Origin of the sequence: Flavobacterium seoulense (genome assembly GCF_000695795.1) — a bacterium.
Lineage (GTDB): Bacteria > Bacteroidota > Bacteroidia > Flavobacteriales > Flavobacteriaceae > Flavobacterium > Flavobacterium seoulense.
Genome location: NZ_JNCA01000016.1, coordinates 245,446 through 267,393, shown reverse-complemented (window position 1 = coordinate 267,393; position 21,948 = coordinate 245,446). Strand labels below are relative to the sequence as shown.

Sequence of the window (21,948 nt, the reverse complement as noted above, 5' to 3'; positions counted from 1 at the left end):
CACCACAATTGTCAGTTGCTGCTAATGTTGGAATAATATATTTATTGCTTTCATCATAACAGAATGATTGTGGTACAAGTTCTCTAATTAAAGGTTTTTGAGTATCCTGTACAATTACTTTTTGAGTGGCTGTACTAGTATTTCCAACTTCATCTTTAGCGGTCCATGTAATAGTTGTGGTTCCAACAGGAAAAACGCTTGGTGCATCATTTGTTATTTCAACTGTATTAGTGTCAATCGCTGATGCTGTACCTAAAACTACATTTGTAGCTTCACAACTTCCTTCATCTGAGTTAATAGTAAGATCTGCTGGAGTAGTGATTACTGGGTTTGTATGGTCAAAAGTATAAATTTCACCAGCTGTAAAAGCTTCTGTCAAAGTATTATTAGCTTCATCAGTAATTCCGCTATTAGTGTTGTTAATGTCTAAACGAAGCGTTCCGTCACCTATAATGTTATTTACTGTTACATCAAATGAGGTATTAGTAACAGAAGTAACAGAAGCAATAGTTCCTGACACGTTTCCTGTTGTAGTAAGAATAAAATCATCCGCTTTAACTGCACTTACATTTTCAGAAAAAGTAACACGGAAAGTAACATTTGTTGCATTGTTTTTTTCGGCATTAGGTGTAAGTCTGTTAATCGCTGTGACTTTTGGAGCCATAACATCTACTACTGCAATTTTTGCTGTAGGAATGTTGTTTACATCCATATCGTATCCTATGTAATAACTCGTATTTGGAGGTTGATTATATGCCGAATTTTGCCAGGCAACTGCTGTACGATATTGTGGATCATGCATTAATGTTGGAATACGATAATCAGTAGGAATATTAGATGTAAAAATAACAAGTTCAGTATTATCAGATTTACGAAGTATCATTTCCTCTCTCCAGTCACCTAATATATCGGCTTGTAAGGCAGGGTTTTTCTTTGTGTCATTGTTAGATGTGACAGGGTAATCATTATAAATGGTAAACAGACGAGTCTGGCTTTTTGTTGCAGGATTCCATTTATTCATTACGTTACCATCTAATAGTTCACGACCTAAATCGCCATCCCACCAAATTCCAAAGTTGTAATAAGGCACATTAGTACTAATTGCGTTTCCTTTAGCATCATATACATTTCCGCCAGCTGAACCCCACATTTCCATTCCTCTGTAGTTAGGATCTATATCAGCAGCCATAGCACGACCTACGTCTCCAGTTGTGGCTACTCCCCAGTTAGTTTGTCCTGTTTTAGCATCATATTGTCTCAGTCCCATTCCGTCATAAGATCCAGGAGATTCTAAACAAATCCAAATTTCTTGTCCTGGACGATCTATGTCCATGTCACTCATATGTAGAGCATCTCCATGTCCCATACCGTAAGTCCAAAGTGGTTTTCCATCATCGTTTATAGCACTAGATCCATTGATAATCTCGTCTTTACCATCTCCATCAACATCGCCTATTGTCATTTGGTGATTTCCCTGACCAGAATAAGCATTGTATTCAGGGTGGTTAGGGTCTTTACTATCAAAAATCCAGCGTAATGTTAATTGTCCATTTCTCCAGTCATAAGCTGCACGCATTAGCTTATTGTAATATCCACGTCCCACAATAATACTTGGACGGGCACCATCCAGATAAGCAACAGCTGAAACAAAACGGTCCTGACGATTTCCATAATTGTCTCCCCAATCGGCAGTATTACCACGCGCAGGCTGGTATGGTACAGATGCCATCGCTTTACCGGTTAATCCATTAAAAACAGTTAAGAATTCAGGACCTTGTTGTACCCATCCTGAAGTATTTCGATAATCAATAGAAGCATTACCAATAACATTTCCTTGTCCGTCAATTGTTCCGTCAGCTGTTTTCAGAATCATTTCTGCTTTACCGTCACCATCAAAATCATACACCATAAACGGATTGAAATGAGGTCCTCCATTCATATTAATTCCTAAATCAATACGCCATAATTTGGTTCCGTTTAATTTGTAACAGTCAAAAATTTGATTTCCACTGTATCCACCTGAATTATGGTTGGCAACAGTTGGTTCCCATTTCAAAATAATTTCATATTCACCGTCTCCATCAACATCTCCAACTGAAGCATCATTTGCTGTATAAGTGTAAGCTTTTCCATCAGGAGTTGTGCCTCCAGGAGGAATTTGAAGAGGAATTGATAAGCGATTAGTTGCCCAAACATTTACAGGAGTTGTTTCTGTTCCTTCGACTCCGTTTACTATAGGTTTGATACTATAACTATTGTTGTTTGCAGTAGTGGCATCAGTGTAATTAGTCGAATTGCTGATTGGAGAAGTATTGACTTTAACACCATTTCGATATACATTAAAGGCGATATTGGAAGGGTCATTACCAAGTAATCTCCAGCTTAAGTATATAGAACTAGAGTTTTTTTGAACTGCTACGAGTCCTCTGTTTAAAAATTCAACTTGCTTAGGAGTTGTAACTACTGCATCAGGTATTTGCAAACTGTTTAGTCTAACAGTGTTTCCATAAGAAGTAGATCCTCCATTAATAGCGTAAGCTCTTGCATAATAAAAAGTTCCAGGTAAAAGATTATTAAGTGTCACAGAAAAATTTCCTATACCTCCGGTAGCATCTGCAACTTTAATGTCAGCAGTTGTTGGATTTGGGTTAGAATTACTGTAAACAACACCTCTCTCAGTTATTGTATGCCCCCCGTCTGATGTAATATTTCCTCCTCCTACTGCTGTAGTAGTAGTTATATTTGTTATATTATTAGTAGTAAGTTCAGCAGGCGGCGGCGGTGGAGTGTAAACTCTGACAGTAGGGGTGTTAATACTATTTGAATTTGCTTTGGTGTAAACCACATAAGGATAAGGTGCGTTACCAATAGCAATTGATGGCCACCCTGTAGGTTCATCAATACCCCTGATTACAGCGGGATCTTTTAATTCAGTCCATGTACTACTTCCTGCCGCCAGAAAACGTACTCTAGTTGGGAATACACTTGTTGAAGCAGTATAATCTATAAATGAGCAATAAAGATTACCAGAGTTGTCGTTGATTAAACTTATGTTAGGGGAATCTCTAGAAGCAAGTGTTGTAGCGCTTCCCCATACTCCTGTTGATGTATTGTATAAAATTGCTGTTGCTCTATTTGATGAACCGGTATTGAAATAAGCTACGCAAACATTGTTATTATCTCTCATAGCAATATTAGTATGACGTACTCCAGCTGTTATAGGATTATTTGTTATTGCTGTCCAGGTAATACCATTAAAACTTGATAAAGTCATAATCCCGGTAGAAGAATTAGCAGCAGCTAATTTCGAATAAACTAGCCATGGTTTGTCACTAGAATCTATAGTTAAACCAACTGCAGCAGCAAAGTCTCCAGAAGCAGCTCCTGTACCTAAAGTTTCCCATGCAGTTCCATTAAATTTTTTCACATAAGGCAACATACCAGCTTCACTAAAAGCTATGTAAGGTGTGTTGAAAGAATCAAATGCCATGGAACATCTCGCTGTAGAGCTATATTGACTTACTGCGCTCATACCATTTGCATTTCCTGTAGAAACATATAATGTTGTAGTATCTTCAGGATTTAATAGATCCCAGCTTCCGGTAGCAGTATCGTATTTTTTTACAGCCAATTTAGAACCAGCGGATAAATCAATGTAGGTAACATACAAATCACCAATTGAATTAGCATAAATACGTGTGTAAGAAGCATTAGTGGAAAGGTTTGCACCAACCTGCTCCCAGGTTCCATCCGCTAAACGTTTTTTTACTTTTGGAACTCCACTTTCTGTGAAAGCAACATAAGGAATAAAATTGTTTCCGTCTTTTACCACAGCAATACTGGTGTGTGCAGAAGCAACTGAAGAGATCGCTTGTTCATTGCCTAATATATTCCATTGCTGTGCAAAGGAAGAAATAGAAACGAACAAAAAACACATCGAAATGCAAAATCTAAGGTACAGTCGATGGGTAGAAAAAGTAGTTTTTCTAATCATAAATAATTTGGTTATTGGTTAATAGTCAGTGGTAAATATAATTAGCTGTCTACCAATCAGCATCCTGTAGTATCTTGTGGTGTCCTGAAAATCATACAGGTAAGTTTGGTTTTTATTATGAATTATAATCAAGATTTTGTAATGAGAAAGCATAATTATTAGAAGTCAAAGTCGAATTTCACTATATTTGACCTATCTAAATAAAATTTACTATGAAACATTTATTATCAGCATTACTAATTATGACTCTTTTTATTTCTTGTAAAAAAGAAACTAGTGAAAGTAGTAGTGTAGCCCCAAGTGAGATTCCTTACATTACTAAAAATGAAAAAGAAATTGAAGATTATGTTGCTAAAAAAGGATTAAAAGGAACTAAAAGCGAATCAGGATTGTATTATGTAATTAATAATCCAGGAACAGGTAAGCAAGCTACTCCTGCATCCAATGTAACTGTGGCTTACAAAGGGTACTTTATGGACGGAAATGTATTTGATGAAAGTGACGAGAAAGGAATTTCTTTTGGTTTGAACCAAGTTGTAAAAGGCTGGACAGAAGGTATTTCATACTTAAAAGAAGGAGGAAGTGCTATTTTGGTTATTCCTGCTAAGTTAGGTTATGGCGGAAGCGATAATGGTAAAATTCCTGGAGGTTCTGTTTTGGTTTTTGAAGTAAAATTAATTTCAGTAAACTAAATTATTCGTTTTACTAAAAAACAATAATTTTAAAGAAATTATAAAATCCCATTTCTATTCGGCAAATCATTAAATTTGCAGCTTATTATATGATATGTTAGAAAAAGAAGTAATAAATTTTGAAAAAACAGCCATTGTAGGTATTGTTACTCAAAACCAAAGTGAAGAAAAACTCAATGAATATCTTGATGAATTAGAGTTTTTAACCTTCACAGCAGGTGGTCAGGTGGTGAAGCGTTTTTTCCAGAAAGTAGATAAACCTAATCCTAAAACTTTTTTAGGAACAGGAAAGATTGATGAAATTCATCATTATGTAAAAGAAAACGGAATTTCGACTATTATATTCGATGACGAATTAACGCCTTCACAGCAAAAAAATATTTCCAAAATTATTGATTGTAAAATTCTGGACAGAACCAATTTGATTCTGGATATTTTTGCCCAAAGAGCCGAAACCTCTTATGCCAGAACTCAGGTAGAACTGGCACAATGTATTTATTTGTTGCCGCGTCTTTCGGGATTGTGGACACACCTTGAGCGTCAAAAAGGGGGAATTGGTATGCGTGGTCCCGGAGAAACAGAAATTGAAACCGACCGTCGTATTGTACGTGACCGTATTTCGTTACTGAAAGATAAAATCAAAGCAATCGATAAGCAAATGGGAACTCAGCGAAGCAATCGCGGTGCTATGGTTCGCGTGGCATTAGTAGGTTACACGAATGTTGGTAAATCAACATTGATGAATGCTATTGGCAAAAGTGATGTTTTTGTCGAAAATAAATTGTTCGCTACACTCGATACTACGGTTCGAAAAGTTGTTATCAAAAATTTACCTTTCTTACTTTCGGATACTGTAGGTTTTATTCGAAAACTACCAACACAATTGGTTGATTCGTTTAAAAGTACGCTGGATGAGGTACGTGAAGCTGATTTATTGTTGCACGTTGTCGATATTTCACATCCTGATTTTGAAGATCATATTGCTTCAGTAAACCAAATTTTATTAGACATTAAAGCAGGTGACAAACCTGTAATTATGGTCTTTAATAAAATTGATGCTTACAGGCATTTGACCATCGATGAAGATGATTTAATGACTGAAAAAACAACTAAACATTATACACTTGAAGAGTGGAAATCCACCTGGATGAGTCGTGTAGGGGAGCAAAATGCCTTGTTTATTTCGGCGACTAATAAACAAAATTTTGAAGAATTCAGAGAAAGAGTTTACGAAGCCGTACGACAAATTCATATTACCCGTTTTCCTTACAATAAATTCTTGTATCCTGATTATAAAGAGGCAATTGATAAAGAAGAAAACGAATAATTTTTTTTAAAATACTAAATCCCTTTTGAGTTTTTCAAAAGGGATTTTTTATGTTCAGGAAGAAATACTTAACAGCTTAAGAAATGTTGTTTGAAATTAGAATTGCCATTGTATATTTGGCACGATTAAAAATGAATTATGAGAAAATTGTCCCAAGCTATTTTACTTTTTAGTCTGATTGTTTTGTCGTCTTGTAAATCCAGTAATTACAAATATTTTGCGCCAACAGTCAATCCTGTGCTTTTTCAGGATAAAGGAGAAGTACATGTTGCAGGTGAGATAAGTTCTTCCGGTTTACTTGCTAAAAGTGCTGTTGCACTTACAAATCATTTCGGTATTATGGGAATGTATCATTCAGGAGGTTTAGGCAATTATCGTGCTCATGAAGGAGAAATTGCTGCAGGATATTTTACTAATAATTTATATGTATCTGGCGGAATGGGCTTTGGGTCTAATTTTGCTTACATAGATACTACCCATGTTGCTAAACGTTATGAAGGAAGTTTTCGGCGTCCTTTTGTGCAAATTAATGCAGGAGTTAGCGGACGTGAAATTATTGGCGGAATTAAAGGAGATGCTGTTTTTTGCTTAAAAAATAGTTATTTGTTTTACAATGGAAATCATTTAAACACTACCAAAGATCGTATTCATTCCGAATATTTTGTAATGGAACCGGGATTTTTGATGGGTTTAGGTTCAAGAGTTTTTCGATTTGATTTTCTGATGGGATTTCCTATTCATTTTACCAATAATCCACTTTCTAAATATTCGAATGCCAGAACGTATCCCTTGAATGTTGGTTTCGGAATTCGTTTTGTATTTGGAAGAAAAAAGAATTTAATCTAATAAAAAATTCCTTTTTGGCTTAAGCTAAAAAGGAATTTTTTTATAATTTGTTTTAGATTAAAAACCGTAATTAACGCCTAATCCAAATACTTCTCTAACCTGAACACCTTTTATAGCGTTATCATCATAAATGGTTTGCAAAGCAATATTTGCCGAAAGGTATTTGTTGATTTTCATCACTACATTCATTTGGTAGTCAATATCAACATTTTGAGGATCTTCTAAATAATTAGAATATAAATTCAAACGATTTTCGATAGAAACGTTCGTAAGAGCAACAAATTTATAATAAGCTGTGACGCTGGCACCAAATTCAAAACGGGTATTGTCTCCTTGCAAAACACCAAAAGAAGATCCAAGTTCTGTAAAATGTTTGTGAACCATAATTAATCTTCCAGCTGCAGGAGCAATGTTTACACTTGCATTATTATCTTTTTTCCATAAGAAACCAGGTCCAAATTGAAAATAAGCAGGAGAGAAAAAATGAGAAATTTTTACATTGTTTTTATCAAGACCAGTATCCATTTGAGATTTAAAATTAAAATACATCGAATAGTACCAGTTTTTAGCTGCTGCTTTTTTACCCCAAAGAGAGTTTAATTCTAAACGGTCATCGGTTTTAGCTGTTAGTTCATTTCCTTTTATTTTGCTCAATCCATAAGCAAGAATGAATTTGTTATCCCAAACTACATCTCCTTTTTTATAATTGAAATCATAGTTTAAACCAAAATTCCCGGCAATGTTTGAAGTTCCACCACCAAGCCATTGTCTGTTATAAGCTGACTGACTTAACAATAAAGAGATATTACCTTTTTTTGTCCAAAGTTTTGTGGTATCTTTTTCTGTTTCCTGAGCCTGAACTGTAAACATTGTTACAAGTAAAACAAGGGATAGAATTGCTTTTTTCATAAGTTAATGTTTGATTTCGGTTATTTCTTCGCTTTGTATAAAGGAACTGCAGAGCAGGCTTCTCCATACATTATGCTTCTGGCAAAAGGTTGTAAATGATGTGCTGCTAATACATAAGCTCTTGTAGGAACTGGTTTTTTAGAACATCCTTTTATAATTACCGACTTATTTTGATAAGCTGTATAATCAAGTTTAGGAAGTAATTCTTCATACAATGCCGCATCAATATCTTCATTGTTTCCGTTGATGATTTTTTTAGCAAAAGGAGCTAATTGTATTGCAACTAAAATAGAAGCCCAAGCCGGAATAATAGCATCAGTACTACAATTTATCGCAACATAATGGTCTTGGTATTGTGACCAGTCATGATTTTTTAGCTGTTCTCTAAAATCTTTTTCTCTTAATAAAAAACCTTCAAGAAGCCATTGCGAAATATCGATTTGCGTACGAATACCCTTTGGATAATAATCTTCAAGATCAAATACTTCCAGAGCGCTATTGGCTACTTTGTTAATTATTTCTTCCATTGTTTAGTAATTAGTTTTCAGAAATCAGTGTTCAGTAGCTGTAGAAACTGCTTACTGCTACTGCCTACTGAATACTATATTTAAAGCATTCCTAATTCTAATTTTGCTTCTTCACTCATTAAATCTTTACTCCATGGTGGATCGAAAGTGATTTCTACTTCGGCTCCTTTTATGTTTTCGATTGATTTTATTTTTTCTTCAACTTCTCTTGGCAAACTCTCTGCTACCGGACAGTTTGGAGAAGTAAGCGTCATTAAAATTTTTACTTCATAATCAGTATTAATCATTACATCATAAATCAATCCTAATTCATAAATATCTACAGGAATTTCAGGATCGTAAATGGTTTTTAATTTTTTTACGATTGCTTCTCCTAATTCGTTAGTGTCTATTTCTTGTTCCATTTTATTTCAGTTTTTTGAATCATATAAGTATTAAACTTATATGACTTATATGTTTAAATATTAGTTTTTAGCTTCAAATGCTAAAGCATACATTTTTATATTCTTGATCATCGATACAAGACCATTTGCTCTGGTAGGCGATAAATGTTCTTTTAATCCTATTTCGTCAATAAAATCCATATTGGCATCAATGATGTCTTTTGGTGTTTGATTTGAAAAAACACGAATTAAAATGGCGATTATTCCTTTAGTCAATATGGCATCGCTATCGGCAGTGAAAACTACTTTGTCGTCATTTTTTTCACCTTGTAGCCATACTTTTGACTGACAGCCTTTAATTAAATTTTCTTCAACTTTAGCTTCTTCTTTGATTAGCGGAAGATTTTTTCCTAATTCGATGATGTACTCATAACGTTGCATCCAGTCATCAAACATCGAAAATTCATCGACTATTTCTTCTTGTATATCTTTGATCTTCATTGTTTTGTTTTGCAAATGAATTTATTTTAGTCACTATTTTTTTTATCTCTACAGGAGGAAAACCATGATCAAAACTTTGTGATTCATAGATTTTACCTTCGTATATTATTGTCAGATTGGCTATTGCCGCACCATCATAAAAACGTTTTTCTGTTGGTGATTTTAATTCTTTTAATTCCTCTAAATCTGTTTCCTGAAAAAGACGAACCAGTTCTTTCCAGTCGGCATCTTTAATTTTAGTTTGAACAGCTTCTTCTTTTCGGTCTTTTTTTACACTAACTAATTTGTTTTCGATAATTATCTCCTGATGATAGCCTCTTGTATGTGCTGTATAAATAATTTTAGCAGTTTCAATATTTTGCTTAGGGTTTCCTTCGCAGCCTTTGCCTAGAAAAATAGTCAGGAATAATAACGATAGTAGTTTCATAATATAGTTTTAGGATAACATTAATTGCGCTTTTTTAACAGCTTCAACTAAGGCATCAATTTCTTCTTTTGTATTATAAAAAGAAAACGAAGCTCTGATAGTTCCCGGAATTTCAAAGAAATTCATAATAGGCTGAGCACAATGATGACCTGTTCTTACTGCTATTCCTAATTTATCAATAATAGTACCAATGTCATAAGGATGAATCCCTTCAATGTTAAACGAAATTACAGATGTTTTATTCTTAGAATTTCCATAAATACGCAAACCTTCAATCGCTGATAATTGCTCAGTCGCATAATTTAGTAACTCTAATTCTTGTTTTTGAATGTTTTCAAAACCTACTTCGTTCATGTAATCGATAGCAGTTCCTAATACAATTCCTCCTGCAATATGTGGTGTGCCTGCTTCAAATTTATGAGGCAATTCGGCATAAGTAGTTTTTTCGAAAGTAACTTCTTTAATCATTTCGCCACCGCCCTGATAAGGAGGTAATTTGTTCAACCAAGCTTCTTTTCCATATAAAATTCCAGTTCCTGTAGGTCCGCACATTTTATGTCCTGAAAAAGCATAAAAATCACAATCTAATTCTTGGACATCAGGTTTTAAATGCGGAACAGCCTGAGCACCGTCAATTAAAACAGCAGCGCCTACTTCGTGCGCTTTGTCAATCATGTATTTCACCGGATTGATAATTCCTAACGCATTCGAAATATGATTTACCGTTACAATTTTAGTTTTTTCAGAAAGTAATTTGTCATATTCTGACATAATCAACTCTCCGTTTTCATCCATTGGAATGACTTTTAGAGTAGCGCCTGTTTTTTCGCAAAGCATTTGCCAAGGCACAATATTACTGTGGTGTTCTAATGAAGAAACTACGACTTCATCACCAGGTTTTAAAAACGAAGCAAAGCCATTGGCAACCAAATTAATCCCAAAAGTAGTTCCTGAAGTAAAAAGAACTTCATACGCATGTTTAGCATTAATGTGATTCTGTACTTTGCCACGGGCAATTTCGTATGCATCAGTTGCTAATTGACTCAAAGTGTGTACGCCACGATGAATATTAGCATTGATTTCCTGATAATATTTTGCAATAGCATCAATAACCACCTGAGGTTTTTGAGAAGTGGCTCCGTTGTCGAAATATACTAAGGGTTTTCCGTTCACTTTTTCGTTAAGGATAGGAAAATCGGCTCTTATTTTTTGAATGTCTAACATAATTATGTTGAAAAAATGGTATTACAAAAGTACTAAAACTAAAATTGTTTTTTGCCCGAATTGTTTGTTTTGATTGATTGTAGTATCAGTTTAATTTATTGAAAGGCTTTTTAATACTAAAACAGAATAGCTGTGATCTGAATTTTATAAAATCACAAAAGGCACAAAGTTTAGTAAAACTCTGTGCCCTTTTTGTATCAATTTGTTTAAAACTATAAATCAAATCCCAATTTTACGCCTAATTTCATAGCGATAATAGTGGTGATTCTTTGTTTTAATTCTGGTATTTTGATGTTTTCGATAACTGCATTAGAGAAAGCGTACATCAATAAAGCTTTAGCTTCTTTTTTAGGAATACCTCTTTGTTGCATGTAGAATAAAGCGGTTTCGTCTAATTGACCTACGGTACATCCGTGAGAACATTTTACATCATCAGCAAAAATTTCCAATTGTGGTTTTGCATTGATTGTAGCTTTATCGCTCAATAAAATGTTATTGCTTTTTTGGAAAGCATTTGTTTTTTGAGCTTCTTTTTCTACAAATACTTTTCCGTTGAAAACTCCTGTGGAGCGATCAGAGAAAATTCCTTTATAATCCTGGAAACTCTCACAATTTGGCTCAGCATGATTTACTAAAGTATAATGATCAACATGTTGTTTTTCGCCAATGATTGTGATTCCGTTTAAGGTACTTGTCAATCTTTCGCCAAAATGATAGAAATTCAAATTGTTTCTTGTTAGGTTTCCACCAAAAGAAAAAGTATGTACAGAAGCATGACTTTCTTTCTGTTGAGAAACATAGGTATTGTCAATCAGGTTGGCTTCGTGGCTGTCATTTTGTATTTTGTAATAATCTACAATAGCACGTTTTTGAGCAAAAATTTCGGTAACTGAATTGGTCAGGACTGGATTTTCACTTAAACTTTGATGACGTTCAATAATTTGCACATGAGAATTCTCGCCTACAATTACTAAGTTTCTTGGTTGCACCATCAATGCCGATTCGTTTCCTGTTGAGAAATACATGATTTCAATAGGTTTATCAGCTACTTTGCTTTTTGGTATATTGATGTAAGCACCTTCGCAGGCAAAAGCGGTATTTAACGAAGTTAAGCTATCATCTTTACTTGCAATTTGGTTAAAGTAAGTATCAATAACCATTTTGTATTTTGGTTTTGTCAATGCCGAAGACATTAAACAAACATCAATTCCGTCGTGTGTTGTAGAAGATAAGTGCGAACTAAAAATTCCGTCAATAAAAACTACTTTATACGTGTCAATTTCGTTAATAAAGTATTTTTTTACTTGGCTAAATTCTATAGCACTGTCTTTTTTAGGAAAAACGGTAAAGTCATTTTTTAGAATGGCATTTAGCGAAGTGTATTTCCAAGCTTCTTCTTTTTTAGTAGGGAAGCCTTTTGTTTCAAAGTTCTTAAGAGCCGAAGTTCTCAAATCATGTAGTTCTGAATGAACATCAATGCGCTCTTCAAAGGCCATGAACGATGAGATTAATTTTTCTTTTAATTCCATTTTTGTAGTTATAAGTTAGGAGTTATAAGTTTTACAAACTGTAAACTGCAAACTAATTTTACGCTTCTTGTTCTTGTTTAATCCAGTCGTATCCTTTTTCTTCTAATTCTAAGGCAAGGCTGGCATCACCAGATTTTACAATTTTTCCATTGTGTAAAACATGAACAAAATCAGGAACGATATAATCTAATAATCTTTGGTAGTGTGTAATTACGATAATGGCATTTTTATCGCTTTTCAATTTGTTAACTCCATTAGCAACAATTCGTAAAGCATCAATATCTAATCCAGAATCAGTTTCGTCAAGAATGGCTAATTTAGGCTCAAGCATTGCCATTTGAAAAATCTCATTACGTTTTTTCTCTCCACCAGAGAAACCTTCATTAAGAGAACGAGACAAGAATTTACGATCGATTTCTAGTAATTCTGATTTTTCACGAATAACTTTCAACATTTCGTTAGCTGGCATTTCTTCCTGACCATTAGCTTTACGGGTTTCGTTAATAGCTGTTTTCATGAAGTTAGTTACCGAAACTCCCGGAATTTCTACAGGATATTGGAACGAAAGAAAAACTCCTTTATGTGCTCTTTCTTCAGGAGCTAATTCAGAGATGTCTTCATTGTCTAATATAATTTCACCTTCGGTTACTTCATAATTTTCGTTTCCGGCAATAATTGCCGAAAGTGTACTTTTTCCAGCTCCATTTGGTCCCATTATCGCATGGATTTCCCCTGCTTTTACTTCTAAATCAATTCCTTTAAGAATTTCTTTATCACCTATTGAGGCGTGTAGATTTTTTATTGATAACATAAATGTTTTGTTTTGATATAAAGTCTTAAAAAGATTATCCTACTGATCCTTCAAGAGAAATTTCTAATAATTTTTGTGCTTCAACGGCAAATTCCATTGGCAACTTGTTTAATACATCTTTACTGAAACCATTTACAATTAAGGCAATGGCTTTTTCAGTTGGAATTCCACGTTGATTGCAATAGAAAACCTGGTCTTCTCCAATTTTAGATGTAGTTGCTTCGTGCTCAATTTTAGCAGATGGATTTTTACTTTCGATGTAAGGGAAAGTATGTGCCCCACAATTGTTACCCATCAATAACGAGTCACATTGAGAGAAGTTACGAGCATTTTCAGCACGTGGACTAATTTGCACTAATCCTCTATAGCTATTTTGTGATTTTCCTGCCGAAATACCTTTAGAAATAATGGTAGATTTAGTGTTTTTACCTAAATGAATCATTTTAGTTCCGGTATCGGCTTGTTGGAAATTATTAGTTACAGCAATTGAATAAAATTCTCCAACTGAATTATCTCCTTTTAATACACAAGAAGGATATTTCCAGGTTACAGCTGAACCAGTTTCCACCTGTGTCCATGAAATTTTAGCGTTTGTTTCGCACAAACCTCTTTTGGTTACAAAATTGAAAACCCCGCCTTTTCCATCTTTGTTTCCAGGAAACCAGTTTTGAACAGTAGAATATTTAATTTCGGCATCATCTAAGGCGATTAATTCAACCACAGCAGCGTGTAATTGATTTTCATCACGACTTGGCGCAGTACATCCTTCAAGGTAAGAAACGTAGCTTCCTTCATCGGCAATAACTAATGTTCTTTCAAATTGTCCTGTTCCCGCCTGATTGATACGGAAATAAGTCGAAAGTTCCATAGGGCATTTTACGCCTTTTGGAATATAACAAAAAGATCCATCAGAGAAAACAGCTGAGTTTAATGCTGCATAGAAATTGTCTTTTTGAGGAACAACAGTTCCTAAATATTTGCGAACTAATTCAGGATGCTCCTTAATAGCTTCAGAAATACTCATGAAGATAATTCCTTTTTCGCCTAATGTTTTTTTGAATGTAGTAGCTACCGAAACAGAGTCAACAACAATGTCCATGGCTACATTATTCATCATTTTTTGCTCATCGACAGAAATCCCCAATTTTTTATACATTTCTAAAAGCTCTGGATCCACATCGTCAAGCGTTTTATTTGGATCTACCGTTTTTGGTGCAGAATAATAAGAAATGGCTTGGAAATCAGGTTTGGTATAATGTACATTAGCCCATTCTGGTTCTATCATTTCTTCCCACGCTCTGAAAGCTTCAATACGCCAATCGGTCATCCATTGTGGTTCGCCTTTCTTTTGTGAAATAGCACGAACAATGTCTTCATTTAAACCAATAGGAAACGTCTCCGATTCTAAATTGGTATAAAATCCGTATTCGTACTCTTTGTTTTCGAGTTCGATTTTTAAATCGTCTTCTGTGTATTTACTCATTTTTTATAGTATTGAAAGAGATAAAAAAGCAAATGTTCAAAATAGTAAAACATTTTCTGAATCTTTAAATCTTTTAATTTTTCAATAGTTTATTTTTTTAAAGAGAGAAACTTTCTCCGCATCCGCAAGTTCTGGTTGCATTTGGGTTGTTGAAAACAAATCCTTTACCATTTAATCCGCCTGAGAACTCAAGAATAGTTCCTGCCAGATAGAGAAAAGACTTTTTTTCTACCGCAATAGTAATGTCGTTATCGACGAATATTTTATCATCGTCACCTTTGTTTTTGTCGAACTTTAAATCATAGGATAAGCCCGAACATCCGCCGCTTTTAACACCTACTCTTACATAATCTGTGGCGGCATCAAAACCATCCTCTTCCATTAAGGAGATGATTTTCTTTTTGGCAGTATCAGAAACCTTTATCATTGTGTGTTGATTTTGTCTAAATTATCAGCAAAGATAGTGCATAAAAACCGTATTGCACAATAGATAACATTTTTATAACTAATAACCAAATAGATATTAGTTATTTGTTGTTTCTATTTAGAATGAATATGTTTTATTTTGATTTTTTTACTAAATAAATTGTTGTTTTCGACCTAGTCCTATTTTCAATATTATTAAATTGCCAATGCTAATTAGTTGAGAATTTTTTAAAAAAGCAATATGAAACTTTACCCGATAGAAACAGGAAATTTTAAATTAGACGGAGGCGCTATGTTTGGTGTAGTTCCTAAAATCATTTGGAACAAAACCAATCCGGCAGATGCTAATAATTTAATAGATATAGCTGCGCGAAGTTTGTTAATTGAAGATGGTAACCGACTGATCTTGATTGATACCGGAATGGGAAACAAACAATCGGAGAAATTTTTTGGTTACTATTCGCTTTGGGGAACGCATTCTATGGATGGCTCTTTGGCTAAATACGGTTTTCATCGCGATGATATTACCGATGTTTTTTTAACCCATTTGCATTTTGATCATTGCGGCGGTGCTATTCAATGGAATAACGATAAAACAGCTTATGAACCTGCTTTTAAAAATGCTAAATTTTGGTCGAATGAAAATCATTGGCAATGGGCAACCGAACCTAATTCAAGAGAAAAAGCTTCCTTTTTATCTGAGAATATTTTGCCAATGCAGGAAAGTGGTCAACTTAATTTTGTCGAAAGATCTTCAGGTGATTTTGTGAAAGAATCGGAGTTAGGTTTTGGGATTTTCTTTGCCGACGGACATACCGAAAAACAGATGATTCCGTATATTAATTATAAAGAAAAAACTATCGTTTTTTGTGCTGATTTATTACCAACAGTCGGACATATTCCTATTCCTTATGTGATGGGCTACGACACCAGACCACTGTTAACAATGGATGAGAAAACAAAATTCATGAATACTGCGGCTGATAATAATTATTATTTATTTCTGGAACACGATGCTCATAATCCAATAATTACAGTTAAACATACCGAGAAAGGAGTGCGTTTGGATACTGTTTTTTCTTGTGATGAAATACTTTAATAAGAAATGAAATTTGGAATTAATATTTTGTTTTTAGTAAGGATTAATTTAGTTTTGAAAAAAAACGAATGAACTCATTTGATGTAGCCATAATAGGTAGTGGACCTGCAGGAGCTTCTGCAGCTTTTGAATTGTCTAAAAGCGGAATTTCGACCGTAATTATTGAAAAAGAAACTTTACCCCGATATAAAACCTGTGGTGGAGGTTTAGTGTACAGAGGGAGAAAAACACTTCCTTTTGACGTTTCATCGGCAGTTGAAAAAGAATTCTACGAAGTAGATACTTATTTTGCAAATACTGCGATAAAAGTTACTTCTAAAAGAGATCAGCCCATAATAAGTATGATTATGCGTGATGCTTTTGATAATTTAATTGTAGAAAAAGCTAAAGAAAATGGAGTAACCTTATTGCAAAATCACAAAGTTGAAGATATTACTTTTGGCGATATACAAACCATTCATACTTCTGAAGGGGATGTGAAAGCTAAATTTATCATTGCGGGAGACGGAGCACTAAGTCCGGTGGCTAAGATGGCGGGCTGGCAGGAAACCAGAACGATTATTCCTGCTTTGGAATATGAAGTTGAAGTGCCCCAGGCTGATTTTGAACGATTGTCTAAAAATGTCCGTTTTGATGTAGATGCCATTCCTTATGGTTATGCCTGGTGTTTTCCCAAGAAAAATCATCTGTCGATAGGAGTTGGTGTTTTTGTCAAAAACAAGGAAAAGATGGATTTGAAAAAATATTATGCCGAATATTTAAAAGTTTTGGGAATTACCGAAATTCTAAGCGAAGATGCTCATGGATTTGTAATTCCGGTTTCTCCCAGAACAGATACTTTTGTTCAAAAAAATGTATTTTTAATTGGAGATTCGGCTGGATTTGCGGATCCTATTGTTGCCGAAGGTATTTCGAATGCTATAGTAAGCGGTATTTTAGCAGCTAAATCTATCATTGAAAGTAAGCTTGATCCAGATAAAGCAGCCAAATTGTATCAGGAAAAATTAGAACAGAGTATTTTGCCTGAAATTAAAACAGGGGTGATTGTGGCTAAATTTTTCTACAATAAAAAAGCCTTACGTAACATTATCATTAAAAAATACGGGCAGGCTTTTTCAGATGCGATGACTGATGTTTTTCTGGGTAACAGAACTTATCCTAAAGATTATAAAGCTTCTATTAGAAAAAGAATTAAAGAGGCAATTTTTTAAAGTTGTATTTAATTCTGGTATTCTGTCGCCATAAAACATACTCAATAACAAGTATGAATGTCTTAATCTAGTGTTAATCCTGATTTTTTTAGAATAGGAAATTTATTTTTAATCTATATTTGAAATGGATTAAACAATTAATGTACATGAATGCAATTAAAACCTTATCTCTTCCTTTATTATCAGCCTTAGTTTTAGCAGGCTGTGGAGCACAAAGGCAACTTCCTAATTATAAATCGTTAACAGCTATTACAGTTCCTGTTGATGTTACAAAAAAGAAAGCTTTAACTGAAACGCAATTAAAGCGTTGGAATCATTTTGATATTGTAAAAGATACCGTTCCGGGAATGAGCGTAGACAGAGCTTATGCTGAATTGTTGAAAGACAGAAAATCGGAAAAAGTAATTGTGGGAATTGTAGATTCAGGAGTAGATATTGAACACGAAGATTTAAAATCGGTGGTTTGGACTAATCCAAAAGAAATTCCTGGAAACGGAATTGATGATGATAAAAACGGTTATGTTGATGATATTCACGGATGGAATTTTCTGGGTGATATTACTAAAGAACATTTGGAATACGAGCGTATTATTAAAGACAAAACTTTAGTTGACGAAGTTACTTATCAGGAAGCTAAGAAAGTGTATGATAAGAAAATTGGAGATGCGCAGGAAGATAAGAATCGCTACACACAAATGCTAGCGGAAGTAAACACTGCAGATAAAGCAATTCAAAAACAATTAGGGAAAGAAGTTTACACCGCAGATGAATTAAAAGCTATTGATTCTAAAGATACTTTGGTTCAAAAAAGCAAAATGTACATGCAAAGAATGTTTTCTTTTGGAATGCCTATTGCTGATTTGAAAACAGAACTACAGAATCAAATAAAAACGAATGAAGAGCTTTTAAATGATGATAGTATGGTAAAAGATTACAGAAAAGTTCTTGGCGATAATCCTAATGATATTACAGATACTAATTATGGTAATAATAATGTTATTGGACCAGACAAAAAAGAAGCGCTTCATGGAACTCACGTAGCCGGAATTGTTGCTCAGGTAAGAAACAATAATATTGGTGGTGACGGAATTGCTAATAATGTCGAAATCCTTACTGCTCGCGCCGTTCCTGATGGAGATGAGTATGATAAAGATATCGCTCTTGCTATTCGTTATGCTGTTGATAATGGGGCAAAAGTAATCAACGGAAGTTTTGGAAAATCTTTTTCACCACATAAAAATTGGGTTTTCGACGCTATAAAATATGCTGCCGAAAAAGATGTTTTAATTGTTCATGCCGCTGGAAATGATGCTAAAAACATTGATTATTTCGATAATTTCCCGAATGATTCTGAAGACAGAAAAACAGAGATTTCAGATAATTTAATCACTGTAGGTGCTTTAAATTTTGAGTATGGAAAAAATGTTGTGGCTCGTTTTTCAAACATTGGAAAAATCAATGTTGATGTTTTTGCGCCGGGAGTAAAAATCTATGCTTCGACTCCTGAAAATAGTTATAAGTTTTTACAGGGAACTTCAATGGCTGCGCCAAATGTAGCCGGAGTTGCAGCGTTAATTCGTTCATATTATCCAAAATTATCAGCTTCACAAGTAAAACACATTTTGATGGAATCAGGTTTAGCTATTGATAAAAATGTAGTTGTAGGCGGAAATCCAAAAGATATACGTCCTTTTAACGAATTATCAAAAACTGGAAAAGTCGTAAACGCATACAATGCTATTTTAATGGCAAATGAAATGGCTAAGAAATAATTTCAAAAAATACTAATCTAATGGAAGGACATAACATCCTTCCATTTTTTATTTTGATACAAATGAGAAAATTTTTTTTACTCTCGCTGGTTTTATTGAGTGTTTTTTCTTTGGTTGCCCAAAATACTTCATATTGGCAGCAACAGGCTGATTACAAGATGGAAGTATTTATGGATGCAAAAAACTTCCAATACAAAGGAAATCAGGAATTGGTTTACACCAATAATTCTTCGGATACCTTGAAAAAAGTGTTTTTTCATTTGTACAATAATGCTTTTCAGCCGGGAAGCGAAATGGATCTTAGATCACAAAATATTAAAGATGCCGATGCCCGAATGGTCAAAAAAACCAAAGTTGATGGCAAAGAAGTTAGAGAAAACCGAATTGCTAATTTGAAACCCAACGAAATTGGGTATTTAAAAATTAGTAATTTCAAGCAGGATGGAGTTGAGGCAAAAACTAAAACTATCGGAACTATTTTAGAAGTTATTCTGGCTAAGCCAATTTTACCTAACTCGAAAACTACTTTTACATTAAATTTTGATGGACAAGTTCCGGTGCAAATTCGTCGTTCGGGCAGAAATAATTCAGAAGGAATAGCGCTTTCAATGGCACAATGGTATCCTAAAATGGCCGAATTCGATTTTGAAGGCTGGCATACTGATGCTTATATTGCCAGAGAATTTCATGGCGTTTGGGGAAATTTCGACGTAAAAATTACTATTGATAAAGATTATGTTTTAGGAGGTACAGGTTATTTGCAAAATACGAACCAAATAGGTCACGGTTATCAGGAAAAAGGATTGGAAGTAAAATATCCAAAGAATACTAAAAATCTAACCTGGCATTTTATTGCGCCGCAAGTGCATGATTTTACCTGGGCGGCCGATAAAGAGTACCTGCATGATGTAGTCAAAGGACCTAATGATGTTGACTTGCATTTTTTATACAAAAACAATCCGAAAATAATTGATAATTGGAAAAATGTACAGCCTTTGATGGTAGAAGCACTTCGATTATTAAATAAGCATGTTGGTGATTATCCGTACAAACAATATTCTTTTATTCAGGGTGGCGATGGCGGAATGGAATATGCTATGTGTACGCTGATTTTAGGAAATGGAACGCTTCAGGGAATTTATGGTACGGCATTGCATGAATTTGGACATTCCTGGTTTCAGCATGTTTTAGCGTCGAATGAGTTAAAACACGCTTGGATGGACGAAGGTTTTACAACTTATGTACAGAATGTGGTAACCAATGAAATGGCGGCTAAAAAAGTAGAGAATCCGTTTAAGCAAAACTATATCGCTTATGTAGATTTAGTGAATTCGGGCAAAGAGCAACCACAAACTACACAAGCTGATCGATTTGATGAGAACCGACCTTATAGTATTTCATCGTATATCAAAGGAAGTATTTTCCTGTCGCAGTTAGGTTACTTAATTGGTCAGGACAATTTAGCGCAAACTATTAAAAGGTATTATCACGATTTTAAATTCAAACATCCTACGCCAAATGATATTATGCGAACAGCCGAAAGAGTTTCGGGAGCACAGTTGGACTGGTATTTAACCGAATGGACACAAACGACCAACACGATTGATTACGGAATTACAGCAGTAAAAGAAGATGGCGAAAAAACGATAGTCAATTTAGAACGAATAGGCAGAATGCCGATGCCAATAGATTTACAAGTAGAATATGTTGATGGAACTGTGGAGAGTTTTTATATTCCGTTACGAATGATGTATTTTGAAAAAGCTAATCCCAATCTAGCCATTAAAAGAACGGTTTTGAGCGATTGGGCTTGGGCAAATCCGAAATATGAATTTAGTATTGGAAAACCTAAAAACAGCATCAAAAAAATAACCATTGACCCAAGCGGTTTAATGGCCGACGTAAAATTGGATAATAATGTTTTTGAGCTGAAGTAAGGATTTCTGTTTTTATTATTTTGTTATAAATAAAAGTTGGGAATAATTTTTTTGGGAGAACAACCAAATTCTTTTTTAAAGGCGTGTGAGAAATGGGTTAGATCTTCGAAGCCTAAATCCAAGTAAATATCAGAAGATTTTTTCCCTTCCTTTGAAATCAGATAATGTGCTTGTTGGAGTCTCTTTTTTTGCAACCATTTACGAGGCGTGATGTTAAATGTTTTTTCGAAATCTCTTTTAAATGTAGCCAGGCTTCTACCCGTTAAATAAGCAAATCGGTCTAGTTTAACATTAAAATGGTAGTTCTGATTCATAAAAGCTTCCAGATTTATTTTATGAGGTTCGGAAAAATCAAAAAGGATGTCTTTAAATTCGGCATTAGATTGTAACAACAACAAAATACCTTCGTTGATTTTTGTTTTTACAATTGCTCCGTTATTTAAATAATCGGTATCTGTATAGGCAATTAATGAATTGATGTAAATATCTAAAAGCGTATTGTTCTTTATGTTCAAAACACTGGCTGATTTTTTTACAGAAGTTGCAACTATATTATTTTCTAAACTAAAATCTTTCAACATTTTTTGATCCAGATAAATACTGATGGATTTAAAATCGCCTTTTTCAGGCGGCTGCTTGATAAATTTTATCAATTGATTTCTTCTAATCAATCGAAAAGATCCTTTTGTGGAAGAATACTCTTTTGTGCCATCATTTAATGTCAATTTTCCGTCTATCTGGAAGCTCAATGTGTGTTCAGGAACAAAATGTTCTCCATCCCTATTCTGGTTATGATAACAGGAATAAATAATTCCGGAGTTGGATTTTTTGATGTCCATAGTAAAGATTA

General features: G+C 34.2%; 19 protein-coding genes. 7 read left to right on the top strand and 12 right to left on the bottom strand.

Features of this window, described 5'->3' with window-relative positions; all coding sequences use genetic code 11:
• The coding region (locus tag FEM21_RS16215) for a rhamnogalacturonan lyase family protein (protein ID WP_236353592.1) at nucleotides 1–3,937 on the bottom strand (3,937 nt) is incomplete at its 3' end.
• A gap of 269 nt (nucleotides 3,938–4,206) precedes the next feature.
• Here FEM21_RS16215 and FEM21_RS09175 point away from each other — a divergent pair.
• From FEM21_RS09175 to FEM21_RS09165, 3 genes are all read left to right on the top strand, one after another.
• Nucleotides 4,207–4,686 carry an FKBP-type peptidyl-prolyl cis-trans isomerase gene (locus tag FEM21_RS09175; RefSeq protein WP_035659728.1) on the top strand — a complete coding sequence of 160 codons (480 nt, stop codon included), beginning with the start codon at nucleotides 4,207–4,209 and terminating at the stop codon, nucleotides 4,684–4,686.
• A 94-nt stretch (nucleotides 4,687–4,780) separates the two neighbouring features.
• A complete protein-coding gene (gene hflX, locus FEM21_RS09170) occupies nucleotides 4,781–6,013 on the top strand; it encodes a GTPase HflX (RefSeq protein WP_035659726.1) in 1,233 nt (410 codons plus the stop codon).
• Nucleotides 6,014–6,151: 138 nt separating this feature from the next.
• Nucleotides 6,152–6,859 (top strand): hypothetical protein, encoded by a 708-nt coding sequence (locus tag FEM21_RS09165; protein WP_035659724.1) that lies wholly within the window; start codon nucleotides 6,152–6,154, stop codon nucleotides 6,857–6,859.
• A 57-nt stretch (nucleotides 6,860–6,916) separates the two neighbouring features.
• On the opposite strand, the gene FEM21_RS09160 is transcribed toward FEM21_RS09165, so the two are convergent.
• From FEM21_RS09160 to FEM21_RS09115, 10 genes are all read right to left on the bottom strand, one after another.
• Nucleotides 6,917–7,768 carry a DUF3078 domain-containing protein gene (locus FEM21_RS09160; protein ID WP_035659722.1) on the bottom strand — a complete coding sequence of 284 codons (852 nt, stop codon included), beginning with the start codon at nucleotides 7,766–7,768 and terminating at the stop codon, nucleotides 6,917–6,919.
• A 20-nt stretch (nucleotides 7,769–7,788) separates the two neighbouring features.
• Complete coding sequence (locus FEM21_RS09155) at nucleotides 7,789–8,295, bottom strand: DUF2480 family protein (RefSeq protein WP_035659719.1); 507 nt, start codon at nucleotides 8,293–8,295, stop codon at nucleotides 7,789–7,791.
• A gap of 80 nt (nucleotides 8,296–8,375) precedes the next feature.
• Complete coding sequence (locus tag FEM21_RS09150; protein ID WP_035659716.1) at nucleotides 8,376–8,699, bottom strand: SUF system Fe-S cluster assembly protein; 324 nt, start codon at nucleotides 8,697–8,699, stop codon at nucleotides 8,376–8,378.
• Nucleotides 8,700–8,759: 60 nt separating this feature from the next.
• On the bottom strand, nucleotides 8,760–9,179 hold the full coding sequence (locus FEM21_RS09145) for a SufE family protein (RefSeq protein ID WP_035659714.1): 420 nt from the start codon (nucleotides 9,177–9,179) through the stop codon (nucleotides 8,760–8,762).
• Nucleotides 9,142–9,606: a hypothetical protein gene (locus FEM21_RS09140; RefSeq protein ID WP_035659711.1), complete on the bottom strand. Its 465-nt coding sequence runs from the start codon at nucleotides 9,604–9,606 to the stop codon at nucleotides 9,142–9,144. The genes FEM21_RS09145 and FEM21_RS09140 overlap by 38 nt, the downstream gene beginning before the upstream one ends.
• A 9-nt stretch (nucleotides 9,607–9,615) precedes the next feature.
• Nucleotides 9,616–10,830 (bottom strand): aminotransferase class V-fold PLP-dependent enzyme, encoded by a 1,215-nt coding sequence (locus FEM21_RS09135; RefSeq protein ID WP_035659708.1) that lies wholly within the window; start codon nucleotides 10,828–10,830, stop codon nucleotides 9,616–9,618.
• Nucleotides 10,831–11,042: 212 nt separating this feature from the next.
• The gene (sufD, locus tag FEM21_RS09130; RefSeq protein ID WP_035659706.1) at nucleotides 11,043–12,359 is read right to left on the bottom strand and encodes a Fe-S cluster assembly protein SufD; all 1,317 of its coding nucleotides are present in this window, start codon (nucleotides 12,357–12,359) and stop codon (nucleotides 11,043–11,045) included.
• Nucleotides 12,360–12,417: 58 nt separating this feature from the next.
• The gene (sufC, locus tag FEM21_RS09125; RefSeq protein WP_035659704.1) at nucleotides 12,418–13,170 is read right to left on the bottom strand and encodes a Fe-S cluster assembly ATPase SufC; all 753 of its coding nucleotides are present in this window, start codon (nucleotides 13,168–13,170) and stop codon (nucleotides 12,418–12,420) included.
• Nucleotides 13,171–13,204: 34 nt separating this feature from the next.
• A complete protein-coding gene (gene sufB, locus FEM21_RS09120; RefSeq protein WP_035659702.1) occupies nucleotides 13,205–14,653 on the bottom strand; it encodes a Fe-S cluster assembly protein SufB in 1,449 nt (482 codons plus the stop codon).
• A 97-nt stretch (nucleotides 14,654–14,750) separates the two neighbouring features.
• Nucleotides 14,751–15,080, bottom strand: a complete 330-nt coding sequence (locus FEM21_RS09115) for a HesB/IscA family protein (protein ID WP_035659699.1) — start codon at nucleotides 15,078–15,080, stop codon at nucleotides 14,751–14,753.
• A 240-nt stretch (nucleotides 15,081–15,320) separates the two neighbouring features.
• Here FEM21_RS09115 and FEM21_RS09110 point away from each other — a divergent pair, with 240 nt between their 5' ends.
• From FEM21_RS09110 to FEM21_RS09095, 4 genes are all read left to right on the top strand, one after another.
• Entirely contained in the window at nucleotides 15,321–16,178 is an 858-nt protein-coding gene (locus FEM21_RS09110) for an MBL fold metallo-hydrolase (protein WP_035659697.1), read from the top strand.
• Between the two features lie 68 nt (nucleotides 16,179–16,246).
• Entirely contained in the window at nucleotides 16,247–17,389 is a 1,143-nt protein-coding gene (locus FEM21_RS09105; protein ID WP_035659696.1) for a geranylgeranyl reductase family protein, read from the top strand.
• 146 nt (nucleotides 17,390–17,535) lie between these two features.
• Nucleotides 17,536–19,161, top strand: a complete 1,626-nt coding sequence (locus tag FEM21_RS09100; protein WP_035659695.1) for a S8 family peptidase — start codon at nucleotides 17,536–17,538, stop codon at nucleotides 19,159–19,161.
• 62 nt (nucleotides 19,162–19,223) lie between these two features.
• Nucleotides 19,224–21,098, top strand: a complete 1,875-nt coding sequence (locus tag FEM21_RS09095; protein WP_035659694.1) for a M1 family metallopeptidase — start codon at nucleotides 19,224–19,226, stop codon at nucleotides 21,096–21,098.
• Nucleotides 21,099–21,121: 23 nt separating this feature from the next.
• Here FEM21_RS09095 and FEM21_RS09090 read toward each other — a convergent pair whose 3' ends face one another.
• The gene (locus tag FEM21_RS09090; protein WP_035659692.1) at nucleotides 21,122–21,937 is read right to left on the bottom strand and encodes a helix-turn-helix domain-containing protein; all 816 of its coding nucleotides are present in this window, start codon (nucleotides 21,935–21,937) and stop codon (nucleotides 21,122–21,124) included.
• Nucleotides 21,938–21,948 lie beyond the last annotated feature (11 nt).

Coding starts and splice junctions, on each gene's coding strand:
- FEM21_RS09110 (WP_035659697.1), top strand. CDS start 15,321: ATGAAACTTTACCCGATAGAAACAGGAAATTTTAAATTAGACGGAGGC.
- FEM21_RS09155 (WP_035659719.1), bottom strand. CDS start 8,295: ATGGAAGAAATAATTAACAAAGTAGCCAATAGCGCTCTGGAAGTATTT.
- FEM21_RS09165 (WP_035659724.1), top strand. CDS start 6,152: ATGAGAAAATTGTCCCAAGCTATTTTACTTTTTAGTCTGATTGTTTTG.
- FEM21_RS09100 (WP_035659695.1), top strand. CDS start 17,536: ATGAATGCAATTAAAACCTTATCTCTTCCTTTATTATCAGCCTTAGTT.
- sufB (WP_035659702.1), bottom strand. CDS start 14,653: ATGAGTAAATACACAGAAGACGATTTAAAAATCGAACTCGAAAACAAA.
- FEM21_RS09140 (WP_035659711.1), bottom strand. CDS start 9,606: ATGAAACTACTATCGTTATTATTCCTGACTATTTTTCTAGGCAAAGGC.
- FEM21_RS09095 (WP_035659694.1), top strand. CDS start 19,224: ATGAGAAAATTTTTTTTACTCTCGCTGGTTTTATTGAGTGTTTTTTCT.
- FEM21_RS09105 (WP_035659696.1), top strand. CDS start 16,247: ATGAACTCATTTGATGTAGCCATAATAGGTAGTGGACCTGCAGGAGCT.
- FEM21_RS09115 (WP_035659699.1), bottom strand. CDS start 15,080: ATGATAAAGGTTTCTGATACTGCCAAAAAGAAAATCATCTCCTTAATG.
- FEM21_RS09160 (WP_035659722.1), bottom strand. CDS start 7,768: ATGAAAAAAGCAATTCTATCCCTTGTTTTACTTGTAACAATGTTTACA.
- FEM21_RS09135 (WP_035659708.1), bottom strand. CDS start 10,830: ATGTTAGACATTCAAAAAATAAGAGCCGATTTTCCTATCCTTAACGAA.
- FEM21_RS09090 (WP_035659692.1), bottom strand. CDS start 21,937: ATGGACATCAAAAAATCCAACTCCGGAATTATTTATTCCTGTTATCAT.
- FEM21_RS09150 (WP_035659716.1), bottom strand. CDS start 8,699: ATGGAACAAGAAATAGACACTAACGAATTAGGAGAAGCAATCGTAAAA.
- sufC (WP_035659704.1), bottom strand. CDS start 13,170: ATGTTATCAATAAAAAATCTACACGCCTCAATAGGTGATAAAGAAATT.
- FEM21_RS09175 (WP_035659728.1), top strand. CDS start 4,207: ATGAAACATTTATTATCAGCATTACTAATTATGACTCTTTTTATTTCT.
- sufD (WP_035659706.1), bottom strand. CDS start 12,359: ATGGAATTAAAAGAAAAATTAATCTCATCGTTCATGGCCTTTGAAGAG.
- hflX (WP_035659726.1), top strand. CDS start 4,781: ATGTTAGAAAAAGAAGTAATAAATTTTGAAAAAACAGCCATTGTAGGT.
- FEM21_RS09145 (WP_035659714.1), bottom strand. CDS start 9,179: ATGAAGATCAAAGATATACAAGAAGAAATAGTCGATGAATTTTCGATG.